Annotated in this window: 11 protein-coding genes and 3 pseudogenes; 7 read left to right on the top strand and 7 right to left on the bottom strand. The window is 67.2% G+C overall.

Going from position 1 to position 18,182, the window contains the following annotated elements:
- Positions 1–4: 4 nt before the first annotated feature.
- Entirely contained in the window at positions 5–1,504 is a 1,500-nt protein-coding gene (locus AC5P7U_RS04480) for a peptide MFS transporter (RefSeq protein WP_006474291.1), read from the bottom strand.
- A 180-nt stretch (positions 1,505–1,684) separates the two neighbouring features.
- The gene (locus AC5P7U_RS04475) at positions 1,685–2,560 is read right to left on the bottom strand and encodes a tryptophan 2,3-dioxygenase (RefSeq protein ID WP_197564016.1); all 876 of its coding nucleotides are present in this window, start codon (positions 2,558–2,560) and stop codon (positions 1,685–1,687) included.
- Positions 2,561–2,895: 335 nt separating this feature from the next.
- Between AC5P7U_RS04475 and pdhA the strand changes: the two genes are divergently transcribed.
- The 4 genes from pdhA to AC5P7U_RS04455 are packed head-to-tail and all read left to right on the top strand — an operon-like array spanning position 2,896 to position 6,778.
- Positions 2,896–3,978 (top strand): pyruvate dehydrogenase (acetyl-transferring) E1 component subunit alpha, encoded by a 1,083-nt coding sequence (gene pdhA, locus AC5P7U_RS04470; RefSeq protein WP_006474350.1) that lies wholly within the window; start codon positions 2,896–2,898, stop codon positions 3,976–3,978.
- The gene (locus AC5P7U_RS04465) at positions 3,971–5,038 is read left to right on the top strand and encodes an alpha-ketoacid dehydrogenase subunit beta (protein ID WP_006474353.1); all 1,068 of its coding nucleotides are present in this window, start codon (positions 3,971–3,973) and stop codon (positions 5,036–5,038) included. The genes pdhA and AC5P7U_RS04465 overlap by 8 nt, the downstream gene beginning before the upstream one ends.
- 1 nt (position 5,039) lies before the next feature.
- The gene (locus tag AC5P7U_RS04460; protein ID WP_012512332.1) at positions 5,040–5,393 is read left to right on the top strand and encodes an SH3 domain-containing protein; all 354 of its coding nucleotides are present in this window, start codon (positions 5,040–5,042) and stop codon (positions 5,391–5,393) included.
- Positions 5,390–6,778 (top strand): dihydrolipoamide acetyltransferase family protein, encoded by a 1,389-nt coding sequence (locus AC5P7U_RS04455; RefSeq protein WP_197564017.1) that lies wholly within the window; start codon positions 5,390–5,392, stop codon positions 6,776–6,778. The genes AC5P7U_RS04460 and AC5P7U_RS04455 overlap by 4 nt, the downstream gene beginning before the upstream one ends.
- 111 nt (positions 6,779–6,889) lie before the next feature.
- On the opposite strand, the pseudogene AC5P7U_RS04450 reads toward AC5P7U_RS04455, so the two are convergent.
- The 3 genes and pseudogenes from AC5P7U_RS04450 to AC5P7U_RS04440 form a co-directional block, all read right to left on the bottom strand.
- Positions 6,890–7,195 (bottom strand): annotated as a pseudogene (locus tag AC5P7U_RS04450) (VOC family protein); the annotation flags it as partial.
- A gap of 3 nt (positions 7,196–7,198) precedes the next feature.
- Positions 7,199–7,810 (bottom strand): annotated as a pseudogene (locus tag AC5P7U_RS04445) (helix-turn-helix transcriptional regulator); the annotation flags it as partial.
- On the bottom strand, positions 7,810–8,445 hold the full coding sequence (locus AC5P7U_RS04440; RefSeq protein ID WP_197564018.1) for a Rossmann-fold NAD(P)-binding domain-containing protein: 636 nt from the start codon (positions 8,443–8,445) through the stop codon (positions 7,810–7,812). The pseudogene AC5P7U_RS04445 and the gene AC5P7U_RS04440, both read right to left, overlap by 1 nt.
- 105 nt (positions 8,446–8,550) lie before the next feature.
- Between AC5P7U_RS04440 and AC5P7U_RS04435 the strand changes: the two genes are divergently transcribed.
- Complete coding sequence (locus AC5P7U_RS04435; RefSeq protein WP_197564019.1) at positions 8,551–10,089, top strand: GGDEF domain-containing protein; 1,539 nt, start codon at positions 8,551–8,553, stop codon at positions 10,087–10,089.
- Between the two features lie 105 nt (positions 10,090–10,194).
- On the opposite strand, the gene AC5P7U_RS04430 is transcribed toward AC5P7U_RS04435, so the two are convergent.
- Entirely contained in the window at positions 10,195–11,121 is a 927-nt protein-coding gene (locus AC5P7U_RS04430) for a DUF808 domain-containing protein (RefSeq protein ID WP_006474503.1), read from the bottom strand.
- Positions 11,122–11,328: 207 nt separating this feature from the next.
- On the opposite strand from AC5P7U_RS04430, the pseudogene AC5P7U_RS04425 reads away from it, so the two are divergent.
- Positions 11,329–12,975 (top strand): annotated as a pseudogene (locus AC5P7U_RS04425) (ABC1 kinase family protein); the annotation flags it as partial.
- Between the two features lie 244 nt (positions 12,976–13,219).
- On the top strand, positions 13,220–15,325 hold the full coding sequence (locus tag AC5P7U_RS04420) for a phosphoglycerol transferase I (RefSeq protein ID WP_197564020.1): 2,106 nt from the start codon (positions 13,220–13,222) through the stop codon (positions 15,323–15,325).
- Positions 15,326–15,718: 393 nt separating this feature from the next.
- Here AC5P7U_RS04420 and AC5P7U_RS04415 read toward each other — a convergent pair whose 3' ends face one another.
- Positions 15,719–18,148, bottom strand: a complete 2,430-nt coding sequence (locus AC5P7U_RS04415; RefSeq protein ID WP_197564021.1) for a DUF3772 domain-containing protein — start codon at positions 18,146–18,148, stop codon at positions 15,719–15,721.
- Positions 18,149–18,182 lie beyond the last annotated feature (34 nt).

Here is an 18,182-nt window from a genome sequence, read left to right as displayed (position 1 = left end):
ATCATTACTTGACGCCGTGCATCAGCTTGTTGATCAGCGGGGCGATCAGGAACAGCACCACGCCGGAGCCGATCAGGGCCCAGAACCCGAAGGTATACCCCTTCAGGGCCGACTCGACCGTCATGCCGCCTTCACCACTGACCACGCCGGCGAAGATGCCCGACAGGTTGTTGCCGATGCCGGTGGACAGGAACCAGCCACCCATGCCGAAGCCGACCAGGCGCACCGGAGCCAGCTTGGTCACCATCGACAGGCCGATCGGCGACAGGCACAACTCACCTACCGACTGGATGACGTAGACCATGAACAGGGTCCAGAACGGGATCTTGCCGTCCACGACCATCTGCGACAGCGCGTACATCAGCAGGGCGAAGGCGGCGCCGTTGAACAGCAGGCCGAGGCCGAACTTGCGCGGAATCGACGGATTGGCGCGACCCAGGGCCACCCAGATCCAGGCGATGATCGGCGCCAGGGTGATGATGGCCACCGAGTTGACCGACTGGAACCAGGCCGTCGGGAAGGTCCAGTCACCCATCTGGCGGTTGACGATGTTCTCGGCCAGGAAGGTGAACGAGCTGCCGGCCTGTTCGAAGAACATCCAGAACATCACGTTGAACGCGAAGATGATCAGCATGGCGATCACGCGGTCGCGCTGCACCTTGCCCTCGCGGATGCCCTCGACCAGCAGCAGGATGGCCAGCGCGGTGAACATCGCGCCCAGGATCCAGGCCAGCGCAGTGGCGCCGGTGGCCAGCAGGAAGTACGCAACCGGGATCGCGACCACGGCACCGACCAGCACCAAGATGATGCGGCCGAAACCTTCAGCGCCGGCCGGCGGTGCACCGATGCCCTTCAGGCCGGCGCGGCCGATGTAGAACCACACCAGCGAGATCAGCATGCCCACGCCCGAGGCGATGAACACGACCTTGTACGACGGCATTTCCGAGGTACCGAAGACCTTGCGGGCCAGATACTCGGTCAGCACCGGGGCGATCATCGCGCCGATGTTGATACCCATGTAGAAGATGGTGAAGCCCGAATCGCGGCGCTCGTCCTTCAGGCCGTACAGCTTGCCGACCATGGTCGAGATGTTCGGCTTGAACAGGCCGTTGCCAACGATGATGGTGGCCAGGCCAAGCTTGAAGATGTGCTCCTGCGGCAGCGAGATCATGAACAGGCCGGCGGCCATGATGATCGCGCCGGTCAGGATCGAGCGCTGGTAGCCCAGTACCCGGTCGGCCACGTAGCCACCGAAGATCGCCGCGGCGTACACCAGGGCCAGGTAGGCACCGTAGATGCGGCTGGCGTCGCCCTCACCGGCAGCGTTGCCGTTGTAGAACTGGGAGACGATGTACAGCACCAAGGCCCAGCGGATGCCGTAGAACGCAAAGCGTTCCCAGAACTCGGTCATGAACAGCATCCACAGCGGGCGCGGATGGCCCAGCGTGGTCTTGAAGTCCGGCAGCGCCGGCTCTGGGGTGTTCGCAGTGGCGTTTACGCTCATGCGGGTTTCCTGGTTCGGTGGATGACGAGCACGTCCGATGTGCAGTGGAGCAACGCGCGAGGATCACCGACTTCTGGCGTTCACGTCAAATACACGCCGTTTGAGGCAGGTCACCGCCTGCTCGCTGAACTTGCATCTGAAACGATCCAGCCGCCGGCCGGGATTCAAGCTGAATGGGGATCAGCCCAATGCGGCCGGGGGCGCCGCCTGCAGGCTGGTGCGTACCTGGAACAGCTCGGGGAAGAAGGTCAGCTCCAGCGCCTTGGCCAGGAAGCCCACCCCGGACGAGCCGCCGGTGCCGCGCTTGAAGCCGATCACCCGCATCACGGTGCGCATGTGACGGAATCGCCAGAGCTGGAAGGCAGTCTCCAGGTCCACCAGGTCCTCGCACAGTGAGTACTCGCGCCAGTAGCGGTCGGTGTCCTGGTAGATGCGCTCGAACACCGGCTGCAGGGCGTCGTCGGCCACGTGCGGCTGGGTCCAGTCGTGGGTCTCGTACACCGCCGGCACGGCGTGGCCGAAGCGGGCCAGGTACTTCAGGAATTCCTCGTACAGGCTCGGCGCCTCCAGCACGGCGCGCAGCTGCGCCTGCCCGGCCGGGTCGTGCTCGAACACCTGCAGCATCTGCGCGTTCTTGTTGCCCAGCAGGAACTCGATGTAGCGGTACTGCAGCGACTGGAAGCCCGAGGACGGGCCCAGCACATCGCGGAAACCCATGTACTCGGACGGGGTCAGCGTTTCCAGCACCGACCACTGCTCGGTGAGCTGGCGCAGCACCTGCTTGCTGCGCGCCAGCACCTTGCGGCACTGCCAGACTTCATCGCGCTGCAGGAAGCCGATCGCCGCCCGCAGTTCGTGGCCGAGCAGCTTCAGCCACAGCTCCGAGGTCTGGTGCTGGATGATGAAGAGCATCTCGTCGTGGTGCGGCGGACTGGACAGCGGCTGCTGCGCGCTGAGCAGCTGGTCCAGCCGCAGGTAGCCTCCATAGGTCAGGCGCCCCTGCAGATCGGTGTGGATGCCGGCTTCGAGATCGCGTTGGTTGTTGTCGACGGACATGGGCGGGACCAGATCGGGGGCGGCAAGGGTAGCGCGTTGCCGCCGCGCTGGCAGCCGCCGGGTCCATACCGGGCCGTGCGGTTGGCCGTGGAGCATCGGCCGATGCCGGGGCTGCGCGTGGAACCGATCAGGCCGTTGCGCAGCCAGTCAGCCAGAGGCGTATTCTGATGCTTTGCAGCAACGACTGAATACGTTGTTGTTATTGGCCCCCCACCCGCCGGCAGGGGTAAAACAGGGCTTCGCCGTGTTGCGGCGCAGGAAGGCTATTCCGTACGCGTTCCTTAACATGGCGATTCATATCATTTGTAACTTCTCTGTCGAAGGTGCAGTACGCAATGACGGTTGCCGCTGAATTCAAGATCGAATACCTGCAGTACCTGGACGCGGACGGTAAGCTCGTCCGCGATGACCTGCCCGCGTCGCTGCGCGACCCCAAGGTCCTGGTACCGCTGTTCAAGCAGATGCTGTTCGTACGTACGTTCGACAGCAAATCCATTGCGCTGCAGCGCACCGGCAAGCTCGGCACCTACGCCGCCTGCCTGGGCCATGAAGCCGCGCACGTGGGTATCGGTGCCGCGATGCAGAAGGACGACGTGTTCGCACCGTCCTACCGCGAGTATGGCGCGATGTTCATGCGTGGCGTACGTCCGCACGACGTGCTGATGTACTGGGGCGGCGACGAGCGCGGCAACGACTACGGCGGCAATGCGGCCAAGGACTTCCCGTTCTGCGTGCCGATCTCCACCCAGTGCCTGCACGCCGCAGGTGCCGCACTGAAGTTCAAGCTCAACAAGGAACCGCAGATCGCCGTGGCGGTGTGCGGCGACGGCGGCAGCTCCAAGACCGACTTCTATGCTGCATTGAATTCGGCCGGCGCCTACAAGCTGCCGCTGATCCTGTGCATCGTCAACAACGGCTGGGCCATATCGGTTCCGCGTTCGGCCCAGACCGGTGCCGAGACGCTGGCGCAGAAGGGCCTGGCCGGCGGCCTGCACTGCCTGCAGGTGGACGGCAACGACCTGATCGCGGTGCTGGCGGCCATGGAGCAGGCGCGCGAACGTGCGCTGGCCGGCGACGGTGGCACCGTGCTGGAACTGATGACCTATCGCTTGTCCGACCACACCACCGCCGATGACGCGCGCCGCTACCGCGACGACGCCGAGGTGAAGGATGCCTGGCAGCGCGAGCCGATGCTGCGCCTGCGCAAGTACCTGATCAACGCCGGCGTCTGGAGCGAGGAAGAAGAAACCGCCTGGGTCGCCGCGTGCGGCACGCGCGTGGACGAGGAAGTGAACCTGTATCTCAACACGCCGGTGCAGCCGGTCGAGGCGATGTTCGATTTCCTCTACGCCGATCCACCGCAGGACCTGCTGGCCCAGCGTGCGCAGGCGATCGCCCTGGAGCAGCGCCATGGATGAGATCAAGAACGGCGCGCCCGGCGCGCACACCAACGCCGCCGACAGCGCCGCCGTCGCGCGCGGAGAACAGAGCATGACCACCACCCCCATCACCCTGATCGAAGCCATCACCCAGGCACTGGCCTGGGAGCTGGAGCACGACCCGTCGGTGCTGGTGCTGGGCGAGGACGTGGGCGTCAACGGTGGCGTGTTCCGTGCCACCGCCGGCCTGCAGCAGCGCTTCGGCTCCGAACGCATCCTCGACACCCCGCTGGATGAAACCACCATCGCCGGCCTGACCATCGGCCTGGCCGCGCAGGGCATGAAGCCGGTGGCCGAGGCCCAGTTCGACGGTTTCATGTACCCGATGGTCGACCATATCGTCTGCCACGCCGCGCGCCTGCGTTACCGCACCCGTGGCCGCCTGCACTGCCCGATGGTGCTGCGCGTGCCGTGGGGCGGTGGCATCCGCGCGCCGGAACACCACAGCGAAGCCAACGAGGCCATCTTCACCAACGTGCCGGGCCTGCGCGTGGTGCTGCCGTCGTCGCCGCAGCGCGCCTACGGCCTGCTGCTGGCCGCGATCCGCGAGCCGGATCCGGTGATCTACATGGAGCCCAAGCGCATCTACCGCCAGTACAAGGAAGTGGTCGTCAACGACGGCGAAGCCCTGCCGCTGGACGTCTGCTTCGTGCTGCGCGACGGCACCGACGTGACCCTGGTGACCTGGGGCGCGCAGGTGAAGGAAGCACTGGAAGCGGCCGACAAGCTGGCCGGCGAAGGCATCAGCGCCGAAGTGATCGACGTGGCCACGCTGCGTCCGCTGGACTTCGCCACCATCGCCGAGTCGGTGGCCAAGACCGGCCGCTGCGTGATCGTGCAGGAGGCCCCGAAGACCGCGGGCTTCGGCGCCGAGATCGCCGCGCGCCTGGCCGAGGAATCGATCTACGACCTGCTGGCTCCGGTCGAGCGCGTCACTGGCTACGACACCCACATTCCGCTGTTCCGCCTGGAAATGAAGTACCTGCCGAGCGTTGAGCGGATCGTGGCTGCGGCCAAGCGCGCGGTGGCGGCCGGCTGACATGCGGGCCCGCCTTCTGGGGGCTTACCGCAGCCAGTATCCCAACCCGCTCCGGTTCCGCACCGGCCAGATCGTCGAAGTAGGCGTTCGTGACGAGGAATGGCCGGCGTTTGCCTGGGTACGCACCAACGATGGGCGCGCTGGATGGGCGCCCATCGCCTGGCTGCAGCTGCTGGACGAGGGTCGCGCCGAAGCGCTGTGCGACTACGACGCCCGCGAGCTGGATGTGGAGAGCGGCGAGATGGTGAAGCTTCATCACGAACACGGTGGGTGGTGGTGGTCCGAGCGCGCCAATGGCGCGACGGGTTGGCTGCCGGCCCGCGAACTGGAACTGCTGGAAGAGAACTGCAAATGAGCCAGACCAAGAACTTCAACCTGCCCGACCTGGGCGAAGGCCTGCCGGACGCGACCATCGTCGAGTGGTTCGTCAAGGAAGGCGATGTGATCAAGCTGGACGAGCCGCTGGTCTCGATGGAGACCGCCAAGGCCGTCGTCGAAGTGCCCTCGCCGTTCTCCGGCAAGGTGCTGAAGCTGTCCGGCGTGGCCGGCGACATCATCCCGACCGGCTCGGTGCTGGCCAGCTTCGAGCTGGACCCGAACCTGCCGCAGCGTGCCGATGGCCAGGACACCGGCCACAGCCATGGCCATGCCGCACCGGCTGCCGCACCGACCCCGCCGCCGCTGCCGGCCGCTGCCGCACCGGTGGCTGCCGAAGCCGCCAAGCCCGCCGCTGCCGAGCGCGATGACGCCGGTACCGTGGTCGGCGCGATGCAGAGCTCCAATGCCGTGCACGCCGAGCAGGCGCTGGCAGTCGGTGGCGTCAAGGCCGTACCCGCCGTGCGTGCGATGGCGCGCAAGCTGGGCGTCGACCTGAGCCGCGTGCCTGCCACCGGCACCGATGGCGCGGTGACCATGGCCGACGTCAAGCAGGCCGCCGCCAACGGCAGCGCCAAGCTTGGCGCCACCCCGGCACCGGTTGCCGCGGCTGCCTATGCCGCGCCGGCCCCGGCGCAGGTATCGGCCCCGGTGCAGAGCGAAGCGCGCACGCCGCTGTCTGCCGCCGGCAAGCCGATGCGCACCCAGCCGCCGGGCGTGGTGGCCAAGGGCCAGCCGGAACCGCTGAAGGGCGTGCGCCGCAACATGGCCCGCGTGATGGCCGACGCGCACAGCAAGGTCGTGCCGACCACGCTGAACGACGATGCCGACATCCACGCCTGGCTGCCGGGCAACGACGTCACCGCACGCCTGGTGCGTTCGATCGTGGTGGCCGCGCAGAAGGTGCCGGCGATGAATGCCTGGTTCGACGGTGAAGCGCTGACCCGCACCCTGCACGCGCAGGTGGACATCGGCATCGCCGTGGACACCGACGACGGCCTGTTCGTGCCGGCCCTGCGCAATGCCGACATGCTCGATGCCCGCGGCATCCGCGAAGGCGTCAACCGCCTGCGCGAGCAGGTGGAATCGCGTTCGATCGCCGCCTCGGAACTGAGCGGCTACACCATCTCGCTGTCCAACTTCGGCATGTTCGCCGGCCGCTACGCGACCCCGGTCGTGGTGCCGCCGTGCGTGGCCATCGTCGGTGCCGGCCGTGCCCGCCACCAGATGACCCCGGTGATGGGCGGCGTGGAAGCGCACAAGGTGATCCCGCTGTCGGTCACCTTCGACCACCGCGCGGCCACCGGTGGTGAAGCGGCCCGCTTCCTGCGCGCGATGATGGACGACCTGGCGCTGGCCAGCTGATCGGTGGGTGCCAACCTTGGTTGGCACATGATCTGGAAAAACGCCGGGCACTGCCCGGCGTTTTTTTGTGCCCGTATCCACGCATGGCGTGGATCTACACAATGCGGGCGATCAATCGCGCGCGACCAACCCCTCGGCGCGACTGTAGACGCGCAGGCGATGGCCATCGGGATCGGCACCGACGAAGGTGTGTCCGAATTCCAGGGCTACCGGCGCCTGCAGGATCTGCACGCCGAGCGCGCGCCATGCATCGTGCATCTGCTGCACGGCTTCCGGGTTGTCCACCACCATCGCCAGTTCGGCGGCACCGGCCTGCGCAGACACGGGGGGCTGCACGTCATCGCGCTGCCACAGGCCCAGTGCGGCGCCATCGCCGAGCAGGAACAGGGCAAAGCCTGGTGACTGCTCGACCGGCGGCGCGCGCACCTGGCGGATGCGGTCCAGGCGGAAATGGCGGAAGTCCTCGCGGCTCTCGCACCAGGCAGCCAGCATCGGAACTTCATCGAAGTAGGCCAGCGCGAACGGCCAGACGATGCGTTCGCTGCGCTGGCCATGCGCATCCTCGTAACCGAACCTGAGGCGCTGCTGCGCACTGACCGCCTCGCGCACGGCCTGCAGGCGCGCCGCCGGCACTTTGGCCGCCGTTCGCGAAGGGCCTACCCGCAGGCCACTGTCACGCAATGCCTCGCGCCGCGCTGCGGGCAACACATGCGCGATACGCGCCAGGGCATCGCGTGCGGCTTCGGCCAACGCGGGTTCGGTACGGGCCGCAACCCAGCGCAGGCCCAGCACCAATGCATCGATCTCAGCCGGTGGCAGGGTCATCGGCGGCAGGGTATCGCTCGGCGCCAGCTGGTAGCCGATGCCGGCTTCCCCGCGCAGGTCGGCTCCCTGCTCGCGCAGGGTCTCGATATCGCGGTACAGCGTGCGCAGGCTGATGCCCAGCGCGTTGGCCAACGTCTGCCCGGCCACCGGCCGCCGATGGCGGCGCAGCAGCTGCAGCAGCTGGGTCAGGCGCAGCGCACGCGACATCAGCCGACCAGTGCGCTGGATGCCACCACGTGCTCGCCCGGCGGCGGAGCCAGCGCGGCATCCACCAGCGCCCTGGCAATCCGTTCGGCCGGATTGATCCGCCACGCCCGCGGCAACACCGGCCCCAGCACCCCCAGCACCCGCAGGGCGAAGTGTTCGCCACGGCGCACCTGCTGCCGCTGCCCGCCAATCAGGCCTGGCCGCACCAGGGTGAGCGAAGCAAACGCGAGCGTGCGCAGATCGCGCTCCAGTTCACCCTTCACCCGGTTGTAGAAGATCGCGGAGCCTGCATTGGCCCCCGCTGCCGAATTCAGTACGAACGCGCGCGCGCCCTGGCCGCGTGCCAGCTGCGCAAACGCCAGCGGGTAGTCATGGTCGATACGGTGGAAGGCCTCACGGCTCCCCGCTTGGGCCATCGTGCTGCCCAGCGCGCAGATCACCGCATCCACCTGCGCCCAGTCGGGCGCCTCCGGCAGGGCGTCGAACTGCAGCACCGGCGCGTACAGCTTCGGGTGGGCCAGGGTCAGCGCCCGCCGGGAAGGGGCCACCACCGCGCGGCAGCGCGGGTCCTCCAGCAGCATCGGCAGGGCCAGCCCGCCGACCAGGCCGGTTGCCCCCAGCAGCATCACGCGCATCACTACCTCCACTGCGGCATCCTGTCGCCCATCCTAGCCGTTCAAGCCGTCGGCGGCCGCGCCGATATGCTGGAACCAGTCCCTGCCAGCCCCAGGATTTGCTCCATGACGGACCAGCCCGACCACCGCCCCGCCCCCGGTACTGCCCTTGGGCCGCCGGCACGCGTGCGCGCGGTGGTGGATGACGGGCTGGGCGACCGCGTGGTGCTGCAGGGCGGCGGTGGCGTGGCCCTGCAGCAGCTGTTTGCTGGCGCCGATGCACCGGAGCCGCTGCTGGCCGCGTTCGCCAACGGCATGGCCACCCTGCCCGGCGAGCTGGGCGACATGGGCGACCGCCTGCAATCGGCGCAGGCCAGTGCCGATTGGCCGCGCTATGGGCGCGCGATGCGGCAGTTGATCGACAAGTACATCCGCACCATCGAGCAGCATTCACCAGATGGGCAGCCCGAAAGCCTGCGCTTGTCCGAGCAGCTGCGGCTGCTGCTGGGCGGCGCGGTGGTCGCACTGCTGCAGCACGACCCGGACCTGCGCGAACAGGCACAGGCGCTCGCCCTGCGCCTGCGCCAGTGGCAGCCGGGCACCGCTCTGGAGCCGATTGAACAGGGCGTGCGCGAACTCGGCCACCAGGTCGGCGTGCGCGCGGAGAGCTGGCAGGAGCAGCAGGCGCTGCTGCTGGAGCTGTTCGCGCTGCTGCTGGAGAACGTGAGCGAACTGCTGGACGACCGCAGCTGGCTGCAGGGCCAGATCGCCGCGGTACGCCAGCTGCTGGACGGGCCGCTGGAGGCCGAAGCCGTCGAGCGCACCCGCGCCGAGCTGCGCGAAGTGATCTACAAGCAAGGCCTGCTGCGCCAGGGCATCGACGATTCAAAGGCAGCGATGCGCGGGCTGATGGGCGAGTTCATCGAGCGCATGGATGGCATGGCTGCCAGCACCGGCGAATACCACGATCGCATCGGCAGCTACGCGTTGCAGCTGCGCGAAGCGCGCAGCATCGCCGACCTCAACCAGCTGCTGCAGGACGTGATGCGCGACACCGGCAAGGTGCAGCAGCAAGCCGCGCAGGCGCGCGACCACCTGGCCAACGCCCGCCAGGAAGTGGAGCGTGCCGAGCAGCGCATCGCCGAGCTGGAGCAGGAACTGCGCGCGGCCGGTGATCTGGCGCGCATCGACCCGCTCACCCAGGCATTGAACCGCCGCGGGCTGGAAGAGCTGCTGCAACGCGAGCTGGCGCGTGCCGCGCGCAACAACTCGCCGCTGGGCGTGGCGGTGATCGACCTGGATGATTTCCACCAGACCAACGATGCGCATGGCCATGCCGGTGGCGATGCGCTGCTGCAGCACCTGGTGTCCGTATGCAAGCTGCTGCTGCGCGCCACCGATGGCATCGCGCGGCTGGGCGGGGACGAGTTCGTGCTGGTGCTGCCGGAAACCCAGGGCGCTGACAGCATGGCCACGGTGCAGCGGCTGCAACGCTCGCTGGCACACCGCGTGCTGACCGTGCAGGAGAAGCGTGTGCCGGTGCATTTCAGTGCGGGGCTGGCCCAATGGCAGCCCGGCGACGACGCCGAAGCGCTGCTGCGGCGCGCCGATGATGCGTTGTACGCGGCCAAGCGACAAGGCAAGAACCGGGTGCAGGCGGGATAGCGCCCGGCCCCCGTGAACCGCCCAGGTAGGTGCCAACCTTGGTTGGCACACGCGAAAAACAAAGCGCCGACCAAGGCCGGCCTCCACCGGGGACCCCGTCGCCGCTTACTTCCCGCGCAGCTTCTGGAAGCCGCTCACCGCCGCCAGCACGATGGCACCGGCGATGATGCCGACCACCATGTTGCCCACCGCGCTGACCAGCCAGCCCCACTGGCCCTCGCCGCCCAGTGCCTGCACCGCGTGATGCAGTGCCGGCACGTTGTGCACCAGGATGCCGCCACCGACCAGGAACATGGCGATGGTGCCGGCTACCGACAGGAACTTCATCAGCCACGGTGCAGAGGCGACCAGGCCACGACCGAACGCCGCAATCGCGCCGCCCTTGCGCGACAGGTACAGGCCGACGTCGTCGAGCTTGACGATGCCCGCCACCAGTCCGTAGACGAAGATCGTCATTGCCAGTGCGACCACCGCCAGCGTCAGCAGCTGGTTGGTGAAGGTCGCGGTGGCCACCACGCCCAGGGTCAACACGATGATCTCGGCCGAGAGGATGAAGTCGGTGCGGATCGCCCCCTTCACCTTGTCCTTCTCCCACGCCACCATGTCCACCTGCGCGTCGGCCAGCGCCTTGCGCCGCTCGGCCTGGCGCTCGGCGTCGTCATCGGATGAGTGCAGGAAGCGGTGTGCCAGTTTCTCCACGCCTTCAAAGCACAGGAAGGCGCCACCGATCATCATCAACGGCACGATCAGCGGCACGTTCCAGCCACGGCTGTGCAGCCACGCCTCCAGCGCACTGATCGCCAGCGCAGCCGGCACCAGGATCACCTTGTTGACCAGCGACCCCTTGGCCACCGCCCACACCACCGGCAGCTCGCGGTTGGCGTTGACCCCGGTCACCTGCTGCGCGTTCAGCGCCAGGTCGTCGCCCAACACACCCGCGGTCTTCTTCGCCGCCACCTTGGTCAGCACCGAGACATCGTCAAGCAGGGAGGCGATATCGTCGAGCAGGGCGAACAGGCTGGCACCGGCCATGGGGCATCCAAGTGAGGGAATGAGCGGATTCTGACCGATACCGGGGCCGCTGCGGAAGCGGTCGGATTCACCGCGTGCCTACCGCCCCCCGGCGACACTGCGGAATCTGGACATTGCCGGCCAGCGGCCGGCACTACCAACTTTGTCGCATGGGAGTGTCGCTTGAGCAATCCGCCCACCGCCAATGGCAATCCCCCGCTGGTCAAGGGCATGAACCGGCGCAGCCAGATCCTGCGCCTGCTGATGCGCTACCGCCATTCGGGGGTGTTCTCGGGCATGAACCTGGATGCTGCCAGCAGCCAGGCCGACGTGCCCGCCGACGGCAACCCGGAACAGTTCGTCAGCGATCTGGAAGCGCTGGGGCCGACCTTCGTCAAACTGGGCCAGATGCTGTCCACGCGACCGGACATGGTGCCGGTGGAATTCGCCACAGCGCTGGAGCGCATGCAGGAAAAGGTGGCCGAGATCCCGGTCGAGCGCATCCATGCCATCGTCGAGCAGGAACTGGGTGCGCCGGTGAACAAGCTGTTCGCTTCGTTCGATCCCGAGCCGCTGGGCTGCGCATCGATCGCGCAGGTGCACCGCGCGGTGCTGCACGATGGCCGGCAGGTGGCGGTGAAGGTACAGAAGCCCGAGGTGGCCGCGCAGCTGCGCTCGGACCTGGAGGCGCTGCGCAGCTTCGCGCTGGCTGCCGACCACCTGACCCAGGTGGGCCGCCGCGTGCGCCTGCGCGACTGGCTCAACGAGTTCGCCAAGACCCTGATGCAGGAGCTGGACTACCACGCCGAGGCCGAGAACCTGGCCCGGTTCGGCCGGCACCTGAAGCCGTTCCGCCGGCTGTGGATTCCGCAACCGCTGTGGGATTACAGCAGCCAGCGCGTGCTGACCATGGAGCTGGCTACCGGCGTGCGCGTGGACGCGATTCCCGATGTGCGCCGCACCGAGCAATCGATGGACCCGCTGGCCGCGGCGCTGATCCGTGGCTACCTGGACCAGATCTTCGTGCACGGCGAGATCCATGCCGATCCGCACCCGGGCAACCTGCGGGTGATGCCCGATGGCCGGCTGGCGATCTTCGACCTGGGCATGGTCGCGCACATGCCGCCGCGCCTGCGCGAGCGGCTGCTGAAGATCCTGTTCGCCGCCGTGGATGGCCGCGGCGAAGAAGTGGCCGACGACCTGATCAGCATCAGCACCCGGCTGGAGGCGTTCGACGAGGAGCGCTACCTGCGCGAGACCGGCCAGTTGATTGCGCGCTACGCCGCCAGCGGCAGTTTCTCCGAGGGCCGCGTGGTGCTGGACATGGTGCGCATCGCCACCGCCTGCGGCCTGCGCACGCCGCCGGAGCTGAGCCTGCTGGGCAAGGCGCTGCTCAATCTGGAAACCGTGTGCCGGCTGCTGGCGCCCGAGCTGGAAACCCGCCGCATCGTCGAGCGCCAGCTGCAGCACGTCATGCGCGCGCGCCTGAAGAAGTCGCTGTCGGCCGCCAACATCGCCAGCGAAGCAATGGAGCTGCAGCAGCTGCTGCGCGATGGGCCGCGCAAGCTCTCGGACATCATGGCGCTGCTGGCCGAGAACCGCCTGCAGATGAAGGTGACCGGCCTGGAAGAATCACGGTTGATGGAGAACCTGCAGAAGATCGCCAACCGCGTGGCGGCCGGCATCATCAGCGCCGCATTGATCATGGCCGCTGCGATGATGATGAAGATCGACACTGGCTGGCACCTGTTCGGCTACCCGCTCATCGCGCTGATCCTGCTGTTGATCGGCGTGGTGCTCGGATTGGGCATCGTGACCAGCGCGCTACTGTTCGATCGTCGCGCGCGGGCACGCGAGGAACGCGGCCACCGCTAGCGCATGCATTGAAACCGCCGTATTCATGCGGTTTTTAATGCAATCCAACGAAGCCTTTCACGCCTGCTTTACCTTGCGGGCGTGATTCCGCGCGCGTCATTTCAACAAACATTTCAGTCAGGTTCGTGCATGCACTATCGGGTCATCGGCCTGTCATGTGGATGTGCTTGTGGCAGCGCCGGTCGGATGGACACGCGTCGGTACGACGTCCATCACCACCACCCCGTCACTGCCGAAGCTGCCTATGCTCTGGATACTGCTGCTGTCGTTGTTGCTGCTGTGCTGGTTGTTCCTCGCGTCCGACAGGTGGGTGTGGTGGAAGGCCGGTGCGTTCTCGCTGCTGCTGCTTGCACTCAGTGCGTGGTGGTTGATCGACAAGCTGTCCGGTGACGGGCTCAATGCCGCCACCCTGTACCACCTGGGCGCCGACATGGAAGGCGCCGGTGTCGCCGACTTCAAGGGCTATATCGCCGGTTTCATCGTGCTGGCGCTGGTCTCGCTGCTGCCGTTGTTTGCCACGCGGGTGAAGCGCTGGCGCCGGCCCGGCCACGGTGCTGCCTGGTTTGCAGGCTTCGCGGCGGTGTGGGTGGCCACGATCATGATCAGCCCGCTGGCGCGCGACGGCCAGCGCCTGTACCAGCAGCTGCGCCCGGTCGATTTCGCCCGTATCGCACCCGAATACCAGGTGCCGACGCAGCCATTGCAGCGCCCGCGCAACATCGTCTGGATCTACGGCGAAAGCCTGGAGCGCACCTACCTGGACGAGAACGTGTTCCCGGGCCTGATGCCCAACCTCAACCGCCTGGCCTCCGAGTCGCTGGATGTGCGGGGGCTGGCCTCGGCCGAGGGCAGCGGCTGGACCATCGCCGGCCTGGTGTCGTCGATGTGCGGCGTGCCGCTGACCACCTCGCAGGGCGACGAGAACAGCATGGACCGCATGGGCAGCTTCCTGCCCAAGGCCGTGTGCCTGGGCGACTACCTGAAGCAGCAGGGCTACACCAATCATTACCTGGGCGGCGCCAACGGCCAGTTCGCCGGCAAGGGCCAGTTCCTGGCCAGCCACGGCTTCGATGAAGTGCACGACCTGGCGTGGTTCAAGCAGCAGAAGAAGATCGGCCGCATCCACTACTCGGCCTGGGGCGTGCATGACGACGTACTGCTGGATACCGCCTACCAGCGCTTCGAACAGCTCTCGCGTGCGGGCTCACCGTTCATGCTGACCACGCTTACGATGGACACCCATCATCCCGCCGGCCATCTGCCGGTGTCGTGCAAGGGCGAGCGCTACCAGAGCCAGTACGGCAACATCAACATGCTCAACGCGCTCAAGTGCAGCGACCGGCTGATCTCGCAGCTGGTGCAGCGCATCCAGGCCAGCCCGTACGGCAAGGACACGCTGATCGTGATCGCCTCCGACCACCTGGCGATGCCCAACGATCTGACCCACATCCTGACCCAGCAGAAGCGCGAGAACCTGCTGCTGTTCCTCGGCAACGGCGTGGCACCGCGCCAGCTGGCGGTGGAGGACGGTTCGACGCTCGATTCCGGCGCCACCCTGCTCAGCCTGCTCGACCCGAAGCTGCAGACCATGGGCTTCGGCCGTTCGCTGCTGGATGAGAAGCGCGCACCGAGTGCCAGCGTGGCCGCACGCCGCGAGGGGGGCCGGGACTATCCGCAGTACCTCGCCTTCGCGCGTTCACTGTGGCTGGGCGAACCGACCCGCGAACTGAAGATCGATGGCGATGACCAGGTAGTGGTCGGCCTGCAGCACGTGCAGCCACCGGTGCTGCTGGAGTACGACAAGGACTGGGGCCTGAAGTCGGTGTATCTGGAAAACACCTCGCGCCAGTTCGATGACGCGAACCCGGACAACACCCTGGCCTACGTCGACCGCTGCACCGCGTTCGAGGACGGCTCGGCCGACGGCGACTGGTGCGCCCTGCTGGTCAACCGCGACAACGGCATCAAGCTCTACCGCGACAATGACCTGCGCGGCGGCATCGCGGTGGATGCACCGCTGGACGCCTTCCAGGGCCCGCGCCCGAGCGTGCGCCAGGCACACATGATCACCCAGAAGGGCCGCCGTACCCGCGCCGGCCAGTACATGCTGCAGCTGGTGGCGAGCACGCGCCCGGATCGCGGTTTCTGGATCGAGGCGGTGTCCTCGCAGCGCAAGGTGGTGTTGGCCCAGCAGTGGGTTCAGCCTGATGCCAACGGCAAGATCAACGTGTCCTTCGGGCTGGACCACGAAGTGGATGATCTGGAGATCCGTGCGTGGTTGAACCATGCCGAGAAGCTGGCGGTGGATACCTTCGCGCTGGTGCCCTCGCGCAGCCGCCCGCGGGGGTAGGGTTCTTTGCAGGGCCTGCGGCCCTGCACCTGCTGCAAGCAACGGCAACATCAAGAGCGGGCAGTCCGTGGGTTGGCGGGGCGGTGTCGACCTTGGTCGACACGTCTCTCAGATATCGAAATCAATCTGGGATCAGATCCGTTCTCCTCCGGAAAGCGGATCTGACCCCAAGAGCATTTCCGACAGATCGCGGAAATCTGTCGAAGGCGGGGTGGGTCCGGTTGCGGGGGTGTCCGCGGCATGGATGCCGCGGCCAAGCCTACATGGACGTATTTACGGCGTCCCCCGCAACCGGACCCACTCCGCCCTCCCACGGAATGCACGTTGTTGCCGTTGCCGTTGCTGTTGCTCCGGCTCGTAGCGGGTGCAGGGCGCAGCCCTGCAAAGAACCCCCTACTCCTGCGGATCGCGGGTGATGTGGATGTCGGTCGGGGTCGACAGCGGAATGTTCCGCTCCGCCAGGATCTGCAGCAGGCTGAAATACAGATCGCTGCGCGTCGCGTAGACCTGCCGCGGACTGGCCACGTAGGCGAAACTGTTCATCGTGATCTGGCCACCGGCAATGCTGTCGATGTAGACCGTCGGCGCCGGCTGCTTCAGCACGTTGGTATGCGCGGTGTACGCATCCAGCAGCGCCTGGCGCAGATTGCCGACATCGGTGCTGGGCGGCACCGCGAACTGGATCTGGATGCGGCCCTGGTTGTTGCCCATCGTCATGTTGCGGATCGTCTTGGTGATCAGCTCCGAGTTCGGCACGATCAGCGTTGACCGGTCGCCCACCTGGATCTCAGTCGAACGCACGTTGATGCGGCGGATGTCGCCTTCCTGATCACCCAGCTTCACCCAGTCGCCGATCTTCACCGGGCGCTCGGCCAGCAGGATCAGGCCCGAGACGAAGTTCTGGATGATCGCCTGCAGGCCGAAACCGATACCCACCGACAGCGCGCTGACCAGCAACGCCAGGTTCTTCAGGTTCAAGCCCATCGCGGTCAGCGCCCACAGGCCCACCAGGATGATGCCGACGTAACCGGCGATGGTGCTGATCGAGTTGCGCGCGCCCAGATCCAGTTCGGTCTTGGGCAGATAGGTATCGGTCAGCCAGCGCTGCAGCAGCTGGGTCAGCCCCATGCCCACCAGCAGCACCAGCACGCCGGTGACGATGCGGCCGGGCTGCAGCGTCAGGTCCTTGTTGATCTCAATACCATTGGACAGCGAGGCGATACGTTCGACGATCGTCCCAACGTTGCCAAACGGCGCGGCAAGGGCCAGCAGCGCAACCAGCACCACCAGGCTCCGCAACATGGCCGACAGCAGCACGCCCGCCTGCTCCAGCCGCGACACGCTCAGCCCTGTGCTGAGCAGGATGGTCTGGCCGACCTTGCTGTCAGCATTGAGCATCCAGGTGCTCAGATCATCAACGAACTTGAACAACAGGGTCGCCGCCAGCACCACGATGCTGCCACCGATCAGCTGCTGGTTCACGAACTTGGCGAAATTCACGTAGCCCAGCAGCGTCGCAACAATGGCCGCCACCACCGCGATGTTGCCTGCCACGCGCGCCAGCACCAGCCAGCTGCTGCGCCGCACCGGCGTGCTCGGGCCCTGCCCGTCGGCCTGCGCTTCCAGTTTGGCTTCGGCCTCGGCGGTCTGCCGGCGGTGCAGCCGCGCCAGCGTCACCAGCATGGCCATGATCAGGCCCAGGTAGGTCAGCGCGATCACACCGTCCAGCGCCACCGTGGTGACATCGCTGGTGCGCGTAGCCCGGTCGATGGCCACCAGCACCGTGCTCAGCCAGGCCAACGCTGCCGCGCCCCAGGCGTACTTGCGCAGTTTCAGCGCGGCGGTGTCATCCAGGTTCAGCAGCCGCCACGACGGCCGCGACGGCACCAGCAGGCAGGCACTGAGCGCAGCGATGAACGCGGCGGCGAAGGTGGCCTGCTGCACGCCGTCGGCCACGTTCTGCAGGCGCGGCGCAATCGCACCGATGGCGTTGAGCGAGGCGATGAACACCACCACCGCATAGCCGGGCAGCAGCGTGCCCACCAGCAACAACCACATGGCCAGCCCGGAACGGCGCAGACGGCCATCGGGCGCACGGTCGGACGCAGCGAACTGCCGCCCCAGGCGGCGTAGCCACAACCGCAGCGGGAACATCATCACCAGCGCGGCCACCAGGCCCAGCAACGGCGTGCCCCAGCCATTGGCGCGGATACCGGCGACGAACGCATCGCGTCCCTGCTCGGCCAACGGCGCAACCCGTGCGATATCAATCGGCAGGCGCTCGGCCACCTTGCTCCACAGCGCAGGCGACAGCGGTGAGGCGACCTTCTGCCCCAGCTCCTCGGTACGTTGCGCGGCGCGCTGCTGGTCGATATCGGTCGCCAGCTGCTGGGCGCGCACGGCACTGGTCTTCGCCTGGGCCACCGATGCGGCCAGTCCGTCGCGCTGCTTGTTGAGGGTGCGCCGTTGCGCCGCCAGTTCGGGCGGCTCGGTGGCGCCCTCGGCAGGCGTGCCCAGCTGGGCCAGCTGCTCGTCGAGGCGGTCCAGCTGCGGCTGCAGCGACTTCTCCAGCGCCTCGGCGTCACGTCGCGCTTTCGAAGCGTCATCGGACAACATGGCCAATGTTTCGATGGCCGCAGCATCACCACGCTTGCGGTCGACTTCCTTCAGCTTCGCATCGATATCCGCCAGTTGCTGCTTCGGCGTGGGGTCCTCGTCCTGCGCCAGCACCGGCGCGGACAGCAGGAAGACGCTGCACAGCAGCAGGACCAGCCAGGGGCCCCGTGCACGGATCGATCGCAGGAAAGAAGACACGCCAGCCACACCGGTTCGCGCGGACCACCGCGCCTGCGCGCGA

The organism is Stenotrophomonas sp. YJH_SMC_57, assembly GCF_059369755.1.
Note: the sequence above shows the minus strand (reverse complement) of the source record. Positions and strands in the feature narration are given on the sequence as shown.